The following is a 12,490-nucleotide window of genomic DNA, read 5'->3' as shown; positions in this document are numbered from 1 at the left end:
AGGCATTCCATCATATTTAAAAATATAATGGATAATTCACATTTTCTGATTTTTTTATGGCAAAAACATAAGTAATTACCCCTTAATTCTGATTTCTAAATTTATTAACTATTCTTAAGTGATGCTAATTATAACACAACTTTATTTTTGACAAAGCATTTTTTTTTTTTTTTTACAAGGGGTTAAATTTAAAATAATAAAAATTAAGATTTTAACGCAAAAAACACGTATTTACGGGTATTTTTTGCGTGTTTATATTCACTAAAAAGTCAATTTTTGTCATCACACTGGCAAACTCATGGGAAAAAATATTTAATATCTATTTTTAGTCAAATTTTAAATATTTTATACAAAATTAAAAAAACAATTAATTATTTTCATTTAGTCAGTCAAAGCCGTTTATTCCGTGGTGTTTAATAAGACTGGCAATTTTTTGATTACCACTTTTATTATAAAAATCAGAATCAAAACTTATAATTGTAAGTTTATTTGTGATTATTCTTTCGGCAATAACTTTTTCTAATTCAGCCAAAAATCAAGTTGTAAAATTACTAATTATATCTAATTCAACAATTAGAACATCAACATTTTTTAATTTTTTCGTTAATTTTGCCTTGTTTTCGGTAATAAATTGGCAAATTTCAGACAAGTTAAAATAGCCAACATTAATTTTCCGAAGTGCAAAAAAAACTGTAAAAGATTTCAAAAGTAAGGTTTGTGAAACACTATCTCAATTAGTTCAGTAAACCAAACTTTCGCTCATTTTGTTTTTATTTAAATAAATTTTAAATTTTTCTAATAAAGGTAAAATTTGTCCGAATTTTCCAACATTAAGTTGTTCCATAATTTTGAAAAAATCTTTAAATTTAGGAAAACTTATTTCTGGCAAAAGTAAAAATTCAGCTCATTTTTTATTATCTTCTGATCAGAGAAAAACACATTTTTCTTTAAGCTTTCTTGTTTGAGGTTCCCTTATTATTTCAAATTTGTAATTAGGAAGCTTTTCCCACTCGGTTGCTCGCCAAAACAAGTCTAAATTATCGTAATACTCATTTTTATCAATTTTGAGTTGTTTAATTCAACTGGCAAATTTTGGATTTTTAAGAGCCGATTCATAATCTAAGTCTAAAAATTTATTATCTAAATTTTCTAATATTTGACTATTTTTAAGGCTATTTTTATCATTTTTAGCAACTTTATTATTTTTAGGACTGTTTTGATCAGTATTATTTAAAATTTTTTCTAAAACATTAATAAGTGATTTTGGTATTTCTTTGTTGTTGGAATTGCTGCTAGTTATTTTTTTAGTTTTTGGGTGAATTTCTGTCATATTTTACTTAGTTTTTAATTAATTTCATTTTCATCAATAAATCAGGAAATTGCATTTATCATTTCAGGTGTTTCAACTTTTGATTTTTTAGGACTTTTTGGCTTAGAGATTTTTTTAGTGCTTGACTCAAGCTCGACTATTTTTTTAGTTTTTGCACTTTCAGATTTATTTTTATTTTTTATTTTTGTTCTAAAAATCTCTTCAAGTTCAAGTTCAACATCTGCGCCACTAATAATTTGATCATCTCACAAACTATCAAGAATCTTTTTAATATAATTAAATTTCACTTGATTGCCAACTTTAAAACAATATTCAATAACATTATTAATCGCTCAATTAGAAAAACTTTTTTCTTCGACATATTTTAATAATGAATTTCGAAGTCGAGGTTTCATTGAATATCCAGTTAAAAACAAGTGGTATTTTTCAAAGTTTAGTTCTTTTTTTGCTTCATTGTTGTCAGTATTTTTAACACAATTAAAAATAGTTGAAATGTTTTGGTTATTCTGTCCAAAAATTTCATAAAATTTTTTTGAAAGATTATGGAAATTGTCAGTCTTAATTTGTCTAGAGTCAAATTTTTCAAAATTATTTTTAAATTTTGAAATCAAACTCAAGTATCTTTTATCAGTAATTTTTTCAGTGATTAGTGGTTTTAAATAAGGATTTTTGTCGATTTGCTCTGAATTTAAAGGTTTTTTTATTTCAATGAAATACTTTTCTTCTTGAGAATCATAAAAGGTTTGAATTAAATTTAAACATTCCAAAATTTCACGAGTTTTATTAAAATTATCAAGGTTAATACTGTAAATTTTGTCCAAAAAATCAAAGTTAATTGGCTCATTTGCGTTTTTGATAGTTAAAAAATATTGGAACAAAAGATAACCTTGAAATTTAACAACGGGAAAATAAAAATATAACAAATTATTTAAATCATTTTGATCAATATTAGAATTTGAAATTACATAACAGGAATGCATAGCAAAGTGAAATTGTAGCCCTATTTAAAAATTTTGGTGAAAAATTTTGGGAAAAATGATGGCCTTTTTCACCTTGAATTTGAGATTTTGACATTATAAAATTTTATTTTATTGCCATTTAATGCCTGGTTTTTTTCTCAAACTTCTTTTTTGACCTTTTTGGATTTAATGTTTAAAAGTAGTTGTTTCCTCGAAGCGCTAATTCAGACAGTTTTTCAAAAAAACGCCTGAAAATCGGCATTTTTTGTCCATAAATTAGGTATTTCAACAAAATGGTAATAATTGGTTTTTAAATGTTCTTCTAAAATTGGATAGATTTTCTGTTCAATAAAGTCACGATTTTGCTGGTTTTCAACCATAAAATCACGAAGTTTATTTTTATCAAGGATGTTATTATGAATAAAATCAGGTTTAAACTTTTTAACTATTTCAAAACAAGGGTTATTTTCTAAAAAACATTTAAAATAAAATTCATCTGTATACAAAACAGAATAACCAAATTTTTCAACTGCTTTCAAAAAAGTTGTTTTTCCACTTGCGTAAAACCCAACTATAGCAATAGATTTTGGGTTGAAAATGAAATTTTCAAGGGCTTTAGCTACTCCGAATTTCCTTTTATAGCCGACAATATGAGCGTGTTTTTTTAGTTTTCTAGGCGAATTTTTCATCAAAATTAAGGTGTTGACAACATTTTTTGTTGAAATGTCGTTTTCAGAATCGCCAATATGAAATGAATAATTTAGTGAGATATTGGCAACTTTTGAGATAAAAACGGCGGCTTGACCTTTTGAGGCATTAAAATCGGTAATTTCAATAACAAATCCCTTTTCAATAGTATAAATTTGGATTTTTTCAGAAAAAAATTCTTCAATAAATTTTCTAAATTTACTTATTTTAAAAAAATTAGGTGAAAAAATCAAAATTTTTTTGACATTTTTTGGTAAAACAATTTTGTCAATGTCTTTTACTTCAAGATTTGAAAAAAATTTTGAAAAAAGATACAAAAAACTTTTTGATGGCGAAAAAATAACTTTTGAATCAAATGAAATTGAAACATTTCATTTTTTTGCAAAATTGAGAATTTGTTCTACAATTTTTTGATTAATGGATGATTCAAAGATTAAATTTAAATTTTGATCATAAATTTCGGCGCCATTTTGACAGACATAAAAATTTGCAGAAATTTTTTTGCCAATATTAATAATATCAGTTGAAAATTTTCTTCCTGTTGAAATTACAATTTTACATTCCTTAGATAATTTTCTTACTGAATGCAAATTTGTATCTGAAATTTGGGCATTTTTGCCCTTTCCAATGTCTAAAAGGGTACCATCAAGATCGATAAAAGCAATTTTATAGAACATATTTAAACCAAATTTGCAATATTTTCAGCAAAATTATATAAAAAATGCTAAAATTATATAATATTTTAATAAGTGTTTTTTCTAGTTGAAAAAATGTTTTTTAATATTACTAAATTATAATATAATTTTGAGTTTTAGTACAAATTAAGGATTTATTTATGAAAAAGCAAAATATATTTCAAAAGATTGCCAATTTGAATTCAGATTCAAGAAAAAAACCACAAGAAAAAGCGCCAGCTAAAGCTAAAAAAGTTTGAATTCCAATTACTTTGACTGCCGGTTTTTTAACTGTAATTGGTCTTGGGGTTGGAATTCCTTTGTCTTATTCAAGTGGTTCTAAAACTAATCTAGAAATCCGCGATCCTAAATCCAATATAGTAATTCTTAAGTCCCCTATTGCAGACAAAAATATCAAAGTTGAAGAATTATTGAGTGTTTTTAAATCTGACAATTCAAAACAGCGCGATGATCTCCGTGAAGCTCAAAAATATTTAATTGAATTTTTATATAATCAAGAATATGAAGCATCCAAAGTGTTTCAAGCAGCCTGGGAAAACACAAACACTGACAAAACTCAAGGAAATTCCCGCCGCTTTACATTGCAATCCTTTGAAGAAATACGTCAATCCCAACGAAATTTTCTTAATGATGAGCGTAGTAGATACCAAACCACTTTTGGCTTTAATAATTGAGAAACTGAATTCAATAAGTATTTAAATTCAGATCCGCGTTTTAATAATGCTGTTAATATTGATCAAGCAGTTGAAGCTCTTTCAATTAATGCAGCACAAAATGTCGCTTTTGCCCGTTTTAAATTGGGAATTAATAAAAATTTTACTAAAAGTGATATTGAAGATCGAATTTTGAAAGATGATATTAAGGACGAAAAAGGACAAGTAGTTTATAAAAAAGGCGAAAAATTATTTGCTGGCTTAATTGAGATTGGCAAAAACGGCTTTGGTCCAAATATTGTTAGTCCAAATCCAACCTCAGCATCAAATGATCCTAAAATTTCTGCTTTTATTACTAACTCTTTTATTAAGGAATATGTAAATCCGACTAAAATAATTAACGAAATTTATTTTGATCCAAAAGCACCTTTGGCTGGAAATTTCAATTTTTTTGAAATTTCGCAAATTTCAATTAATGCAAAACCAAATGCAAAAGATGCAAAATCACCATGAACTGTTGATAAAAAAACTCTCCAAGAACTTTTAACTTATAAAGTTTTAAAAACAAGTTCTGAATCATCACTTGCTGAGCAAGTTAGCAATAATTTGGAATTAATTGAGAATTTTAAAGGCGGAAATTCTACTGATCCAACCCAAAATAATCAAGATAAAATTCTACTTTCTACTCTGGATTATGAAAATAACAAAAAAAGTGCTGAAATTTTAGGCCAACTTCCGATTGCTTCACTTAGCCAAACTCTAACAAACAATGAAGCTGGTTATATTTTTGCTTTTTTAGAAAATTCAACCTCAGCTGAGCCAAAACAAAAACTTTTTAGCAAAACTTTAATGGAAAAACTTAAAGATTTGCTCTTTAAAAATGCCCAAAGTTTACTTGTTGATCCTTCTGAGCTAAATTCTAAGCCAATTAGTGAAATTAGAAGTTTGAATCAACGACTTCACTCATACATTCAAGGGCTTTCTGATAATGAACTTGCTCAGGCAGGAAGGGCGTTTTTAGAAACTTTTGGCACAGATGAAAATGATAATCGTACTCATTTAGTTTATAATTTAGGTGATAATTTGAAATTAGTGCTTGACTCAAAAGGAATGAAAGTTTTGAGTTTAAATAAAATTAGCAGTCTTGAAGACTTTAACAAAATAATTTCGCACCAATTGCAATTAAGTGCTAATAATCAAGTTGACTCAAAACAAAATTCAACAATAAACATGAGTCAACTTTTTGCCGATATTTCGAATAATAATTTTATTCAGTCGCTTTTAGTTCGTGATGCAAATTATCAAAAACAACTTTTAGAGTCAAAAAAAACAACAGTTGAGCAAGAAAAAACCAACTTTTTAAATTCAGTTTTACAATCTTCTGAAAATTTTTTGAATTTTTACGTTCTTTCTCAAGTTTTAAATATTAACCAAAAGTTACAAGATTATATTTCCAATGCAACTTTAAATGATTTAAGCGCAGATTTTTGATATAATAATCAAAAAGAACGTTGAGAATTGAAAGCCGATCCATCAAAAGAGTTGCGCCAGGCGATAATTGACAAACTTGAAAGTCTTTTTCGATTTAGTCGCTAGTTGAAAGGAACATTTGTGAAAAATCACCCCAAAAAAAACAAATTTTTAAAAAAATTACCGTTTTTCTTAGTTTTAGGTACATCTTTTAGTGCTTTAGTTTCTTGCACCGTTGATGTTAATTCGGGCGCAAGGTTTGAAGAAGATCGAAAACTAAGTTCAAATGATGTTAAGGATTTTGTTGAAAATGCCTTTGTTGAAAATATTTTAGCCCAAAATATTTTCAAAACCGGCTCAAATTCACTTGCTAGTGAATTTACAAATACAAATTCGCAATTTTTTACCCAAGCAAAAGCGGCTTTTGATTTTTACCAAAACTACCAAATTAGTTTGGATCCAACTTATAGTTTAAAATTAATTGCCCAATTACAAAGTACTAATGCAATTTCAGCAAGTGATTTTGCACTTTTATCACCTCAGGCTGGTTATAATAAGACTTTTAATGATCAAGCTTTTATTGTTTTATACAATAATTTTTCAACCGGAATTGCCCGTGAAATAAATAAAATGTTGCTAGTTAAGGCTTATTTAACTCAACTTGATCAGCCAAATTTGATTAAAGATTCTCAAATTTACAAAGATGGTATTTCAACAAGAACATCCTTTACATCACGGCAAATTTTTCAAAATATTGATCCAAATTCACCTGATTTTTTTCTAATTCACTTAATGTTAACAAAAAATCCGGTTCAAGTTTGGCAATTTGAATCAAGCGACCCAAATAGTATAAGTACTTTTTCACAACTAAAAATTAAAGATACTAATACTTTTAACACACTTTTACGTAGTGAAAATATTAATTCTAGATTAACTCGCAAAGAGCAACAATTTGAAAAACTTGGTAAAAATGACGATATTGATACAACATTATTGCTTGGATACGCTGGAATTTTGTACCGTCAAAATGCTTCTTTAGGTGATTTATCATTCCAATTTAACGATCTTAGAATTCAAGGTCAAACTAAGTCTGGTTTTTTAGATCCAGCTTCAAATCTTCTTTGGTCAGCTAAAGATTTCCAGAATTTTAACTTAATTAATCAAGCAAAAATGTATCCTGTTGAATTAAGTCCAAATTTTGACCGCAAAAAAACTAAAGATCAAGTCCAAATTTCTGACTTTGAGATCAAAATTCCTGCGCAGATTCCGGGAGTATCATATAAAATTAAGAACGTAATTCCGACAAAAGATAATGATGCTAATAAATTTGCCGTTGGTGTTCTTGTCGAAATTAGTATAAATTCTTCAAAATTTTATTACAATGTTGATGTTAGTTGAGATGAAAATAAAGTCCTTTATAATCCTCAAATAAATGCTGAAGGTCAAAATTTACCAAAAATTGATAACGGAATTGCGGCAGTTAGTTCTGATTTGTCAAAAATATCGGTCAAATATTATAACAAATTAGCTCCTCTATATGATAAAATAGTTGAAGAAAATAACACAAAACAAGTTTACTTTTCGCTTGAAAATACACCTTGAAATACCCAAGAACAAAAAACAAAACTAGCTTATTCATTATATCTTGCTGATCAAGGCGGAATTTTCCGTGATGCTAAAAACTTTTTTGAATCAATTGGATATAAAATCGAATCTAAGGATCCAATTGTAAAAATTAGTTAATTGTTAGAAAATTTTAGGGGAAAAATGGAAAATACAACATTATTTTTAGATATTATTGCAAAAAAATCACCAGCAAAAATTATTTTTGAAGATGATCAAGTTATCGCTTTTTTTGACAAGTTTCCGGTTTCACCTGGTCATTTTTTAGTTGTGCCTAAAAAATATTCACGAAATTTATTTCACATTTCCGATGAAGATCTTACTTATTTAATAAAAATTGCAAGAAAATTAGCATTAGAGCAAGTTAAGCAACTTGGTGCAACTGGTTTTAGACTTCAAGTTAATAACGAAAAAGATGCAAAACAAACAATTTTTCACACACACATTCACATTATTCCGTTTTATAAAAAAGAAGAATAGTAATAACTAATTCCCCTTTTTTGAATTAAATCTCAAAAAAGGGGAATTTTATTTTCATAAACTTTCAAAATTCTTTCAACTAAATTATAATTTTTGCTCTTCCCGAGTTTCCCAGTTTGGTGAGATAATCTTAAAACAGGTCTGGTTTTAGTCACTTTTTTAACTTTTTTTGGCAAAAGTTAATTACCTATTTTAAAACACTGGAAAAATCAATTTATGGACTAAACAACAAAAATCATAAAAAATACAACTACTATTTAAACTCAATGCAAATAGAAAACTCGTTTTTATTTGCAGCGAGCCTAAAAAAACATATGAAGTTTTGAAAGAACAATAACCAAAAGCCCTAAATTTGTAGATTTATAAACGGGTAAATTTAAGGCATACCATCATATTTAAAAATATAATGGAAAAATTCGCATTTTCTGATTTTTTTATGGCAAAAACATAACTAATTCCCCCTTAATTCTAATTTCAAAATTTATTAATTTATTCTTAGTGTGGTTAATTATAACATAATTTTATTTTAGACCAAACATTTTTTTCTTTTTTTTATAAAGCGTTAATTTCAAAATAATAAAAATTAAGAATTTAGGTAAAAAAACCGGGATTTATGGGTATTTTTTTCATATTTAGATTACTAAAAAGTGAATTTTTGACATCAAACGGGAAACTCAGATTTGAATTAAACCTCAAAAAAGAGGAATTTTATTTTGCATAAAGTTTCAAAATTCTTTCAACTAAATTATAATTTCTTGCTCTTAGGGCAATTCCAGAAGTTAAGTGGGATGTAAGCCCGAATTGATCATAAAAAAGTGAATGAACATTGCCATTTACAGTTAAAATTGAACGATTAATAAAAGCAAGGCTTCCATCTGCATTAAAAATTCCACTTCCTGAAGCTCCAGGTCCATTTGTTGCAAAAAAATTAGCGGCAACTAAACGAGGGTCATTAGCATCTCGGCGGAAATTTATACCTTTAAAAACATTTTTTGAAAATAAATTATCTGCCCAAAACATTCCTATTTTTGTTGTATAGTCAAAATCACCATCATCTCAAACCCTGTCTGAAATTTTCAGTGGTGGAAATTTTGAAATTTTTTGTCAATATTTTTTAAATTCGGCAAAATCTTTGACAAAATTTTGGAATTTGCCGTTTTGAAGCCAGAAACTCGAATTTATAAAATTTTGTTGGTGTTCGCTAAAAAATTTTATAAGTTTGTCAACATCGCTTATAAATTTTGAGTAATTAAAATAAAAAACTGCAATGTCAAAGCCGTAGTTGTCTCATTCAGCCAGTTCAAAATAATTTTGATACAAATCCTCCATATATTGATTAATTTTTGGATTACTTTGGAAACTAAAAGGTAAGTTAGGTACCCCGTTTTTTATTTTTTTTTCTTGTTCAAAAAGGCGAAATAAAATGCGATTATCTAGTTCTTTTATCTTAAAATCATCATAATATTGTAAAAACTTAGTTAGTTTTGGATTTAGTTCGTTTTGACCAACCTTTTTATTCATTAATTTTCAAAAAGGAATTTTGCTATTTCTTAGCGAGTGAATAACGTGAGCATTAGTCAGAAAAGCAGCTTTTTCAGAATTTGTATTTAATAAAACGGCTGTTCCGGTCGCAAAACGCATGTTTCTTGTAAAAATATTGGAAAATCTTTTTTGCTCAAGACTATCAGAATTAAACCCAAATCAAGGTAAATTATAATAATTTCCTAAAGCGGGACGGTTAAAATAAGCAAAATGATTTTGTTTAACGTTAACGTTACCAACTAAATTTGGATTCATTTTATCAATCAAATAAACTTTTAAATTATTATTTTTCTGTCCAAGAAAGGTGTTTTTATTTTCTTTTTTAACAACATTTTGCCAATTTCTAAGCAAATAGCGGCTATAATTTGAAACTTGATTGCTTGGTGGTTTAAAATCATCTTCTTTAAGATCTGATAATAAATCTGGGCGGAAATTTCGGAATGATTTAATATTTACTTGAACAAAATCAAAAATAGGTTGATTTTGTTCATCTGATTCAGAATCATTTTTATCTTTAATTTTAACTTCCGTGTCAGTTGTTTTTTCAGAACCCGGTTTTAATGAATCAATTTTTTCTGGCTGTTTTTTGTCATCTTTATTATCTCCAACTTTTGGCGGATTAGTTTGAATTTCAGGTGGAGTAGTTTCAACCTTGGGTAAATTATTTTCAACTTTGGGAGGAGTAGTTTCAACTCTGGGCGGATTAGTTTCGGTTTCGGGTAACTTATTTTCAACTCCGGGTGAATTATCTTCAACTCTAGGCGGTTTAGTTTCAACTTCGGGTGAATTATCTTCAACTCTAGGCGGATTAGTTCCAACTTCAGGCAAATTATTTCCAACTCTGGGCGGATTAGTTTTTATGAACTGAATTTGCGAAGTGCAACTTATAACTACAAAAGGACTTAGAAAACCTAAATAAAACAGATATTTTGATAAGTTTTTCATAATATATCTCTCTATTAGTTATAAATCAGCAATTTTTTAGATTTTAAATTGAAAAATTGCTTTGATTTTGTAAATTATACAATATAATTTTTAAATATTTAAAATTTTATCAACTTACAATTAATCAAAAAGGAATCTCATGAAAATTCAAAGCGCCCGAAAACTTGGTTTTTTTGCAGCCTTATCAATGCTCGTTGGCTCAGTTGTCGGAATCGGAATTTTTTTCAAAAATGCTAGTATCGCCGCAACCACTAATAATAATGGTTATGCTTGACTTTTTGCTTGAATTATTGGAGGAATAATTTCGCTTTTTGCTGCAATTAGTTTTTCTGAAATTAGCTTTTTAAAACAAACTAAACTAAATGGGCTAGCAAACTGGTCTTATCAAATTGCTGGTAAAAAAAGTGGTTATTTTGTCTTATTTAGTTACGGATTTTATTATTTAGGAATGCTAAGCCTAATTTTAGGAATATTTTCGTCTGAAATTACAATTTGGTTTATTCAGACAGCTAGTGGCTTTGATTTTTCATTTCCATTTTGGGCGCATATATTATTAGGTGCTTTTTTTACTATTGTGTTTGTAACAACAAATTATGTTTCTGTTAAATTTTCCGGGTATGTTGCACTTGTTTCAACAGTTTTAAAATTTGTTCCATTAATTATTGCCGTCTTTGCTGGGATTTTTTTTCCAACAACTCATAATGCCGGTGGTTCTAGTGCTTTTGTAGTAACTGAAAAAAATAGTTTTGATTTTTCAAAATTAGTGCTTGCACTTCCAGCGGTTTTGTTTGCTTATGATTCATTTCTTTCAGTTGGTTCAATTCATAATAAAGTTCAAAAAGCAAGTAAAAGAGTCCCTTTGATTATTACAGTGGGGATGATTTTAATTGCTAGCGTTTACACTCTTATTGGTTTATCATCAGCGCTTCATAATAAAGGAACAATTTCAGGTCTAATTAGTGACGTTTTCCCGGCTAATGCAGCCCGTGGCATTACTATTTTTGTGGCTGTTTTCCTTTTGATTTCAACATACGGTGTAGCTAATTCTTTAAATGCTGCATTTGTAAATCAAGTTAGAGACCTTGTAAAATTAAATGCAATTGTTGGCGCTCATAGTTTAAAAAAGAAATATTCTAACGAAAAAGTTACAATTTTTTATCTTATTATTACATTAGTGTTTTGAGCACTTGTTATTTATATCCCTTCGCTAGCCATTAAACTTCCAACAAAAGATGGATCAGGAATCGGGTATGGTAGTGATGTTATTGTTGATTCAATGTCCAATTTCCCTTCACTAATTTTCTTTGGTGTATATATGGCAATTATTGTCGCCTATTCACGCAAAAAAATAAAGTATCCTAATTCAATTGAGCGTAAAATTAACCCAAAATTATATTGAATTTCAGCAATAATTTCTTCAAGTTTAATTCTAATTGCCGTTGCCGCCTTTATTTATTCACAAATTTATGCCGTTGCAACACAAGCTCATTCTTCTTCTGGTGCCGGAGTTTTTGCTGATAATGGTTTAATGCTTACAAATATTGGTAGTTTTCTAATTTTTATTACACAAATATTAATATTTGTTTCTTTCCCTTATATTAATTACTTCTTAATTTCTAAAGTTGATAAATTTGATTTGTTTGATAATTTTGACTCAGCTAAAATTGAAAAAGCTGAATAAAAATCAAATCTATTAAGAAATTTATTTAACCTGTTTTTCATTTTTATTTATTTAAAATGGTAATTTTGTTAGTTAAATTTATGTTTGCTTACAAAAAACGCCTCACAAGTTTCCCAGTTTGATGAAATAATCTTTAAAAAGTGTCCGGTTTATTTTGGACACTTTTTTAACTTTTTTGGCCAGCTCAGAAAAAATAACTATCAAAGCAAAAACACTGAATTTTAAATCTAAGACTCATGAATGCAAAATCTACTTATTAACAAAATAAGGCAAACTAAAAAAGCTAAAATTTTAACTAAAAAAGCAGAATTATAAAATGTCTAAACTACCTTTTTTAGCTAAAACACTGGCAAAAATCATAAAAAAATACAACTACTATTTAAACTCAATGCAAATAGAAAACT

At 27.7% G+C, this 12,490-nt stretch carries 8 protein-coding genes; 4 read left to right on the top strand and 4 right to left on the bottom strand.

Annotation, left to right across the window (positions count from 1 at the left end):
* Nucleotides 1–367: 367 nt before the first annotated feature.
* Genes R7X45_RS03605 through R7X45_RS03595 form a run of 3 tightly spaced genes read right to left on the bottom strand, consistent with a single transcriptional unit; the run spans nucleotide 368 to nucleotide 3,674 of the window.
* Nucleotides 368–1,330: a hypothetical protein gene (locus R7X45_RS03605; RefSeq protein ID WP_318055936.1), complete on the bottom strand. Its 963-nt coding sequence runs from the start codon at nucleotides 1,328–1,330 to the stop codon at nucleotides 368–370.
* A 14-nt stretch (nucleotides 1,331–1,344) separates the two neighbouring features.
* Nucleotides 1,345–2,310, bottom strand: a complete 966-nt coding sequence (locus R7X45_RS03600) for a DnaD domain protein (protein ID WP_318055935.1) — start codon at nucleotides 2,308–2,310, stop codon at nucleotides 1,345–1,347.
* Between the two features lie 20 nt (nucleotides 2,311–2,330).
* The gene (locus tag R7X45_RS03595) at nucleotides 2,331–3,674 is read right to left on the bottom strand and encodes an HAD-IIB family hydrolase (protein WP_318055934.1); all 1,344 of its coding nucleotides are present in this window, start codon (nucleotides 3,672–3,674) and stop codon (nucleotides 2,331–2,333) included.
* 158 nt (nucleotides 3,675–3,832) lie between these two features.
* On the opposite strand from R7X45_RS03595, the gene R7X45_RS03590 reads away from it, so the two are divergent.
* From R7X45_RS03590 to hinT, 3 genes are read left to right on the top strand one after another with little or no spacing between them, the layout of a single operon-like run.
* A complete protein-coding gene (locus tag R7X45_RS03590; RefSeq protein WP_318055933.1) occupies nucleotides 3,833–5,941 on the top strand; it encodes a HinT-interacting membrane complex protein P80 in 2,109 nt (702 codons plus the stop codon).
* A gap of 15 nt (nucleotides 5,942–5,956) precedes the next feature.
* The gene (locus R7X45_RS03585) at nucleotides 5,957–7,558 is read left to right on the top strand and encodes a HinT-interacting membrane complex lipoprotein P60 (RefSeq protein WP_303465934.1); all 1,602 of its coding nucleotides are present in this window, start codon (nucleotides 5,957–5,959) and stop codon (nucleotides 7,556–7,558) included.
* A 24-nt stretch (nucleotides 7,559–7,582) separates the two neighbouring features.
* A complete protein-coding gene (gene hinT, locus R7X45_RS03580) occupies nucleotides 7,583–7,918 on the top strand; it encodes a histidine triad protein HinT (RefSeq protein WP_044283894.1) in 336 nt (111 codons plus the stop codon).
* A 708-nt stretch (nucleotides 7,919–8,626) separates the two neighbouring features.
* On the opposite strand, the gene R7X45_RS03575 is transcribed toward hinT, so the two are convergent.
* On the bottom strand, nucleotides 8,627–10,405 hold the full coding sequence (locus R7X45_RS03575) for an Mhp366/Mhp367 family surface (lipo)protein (RefSeq protein ID WP_318055932.1): 1,779 nt from the start codon (nucleotides 10,403–10,405) through the stop codon (nucleotides 8,627–8,629).
* A 139-nt stretch (nucleotides 10,406–10,544) separates the two neighbouring features.
* Here R7X45_RS03575 and R7X45_RS03570 point away from each other — a divergent pair, with 139 nt between their 5' ends.
* A complete protein-coding gene (locus tag R7X45_RS03570) occupies nucleotides 10,545–12,086 on the top strand; it encodes an APC family permease (RefSeq protein ID WP_318055931.1) in 1,542 nt (513 codons plus the stop codon).
* The last annotated feature ends 404 nt before the right edge of the window (nucleotides 12,087–12,490 follow it).

It is taken from the genome of Mesomycoplasma ovipneumoniae, assembly GCF_033343935.1.
Taxonomy (GTDB): Bacteria; Bacillota_I; Bacilli_A; order Mycoplasmatales; family Metamycoplasmataceae; genus Mesomycoplasma; species Mesomycoplasma ovipneumoniae_G.
Note: the sequence above shows the minus strand (reverse complement) of the source record. Positions and strands in the feature narration are given on the sequence as shown.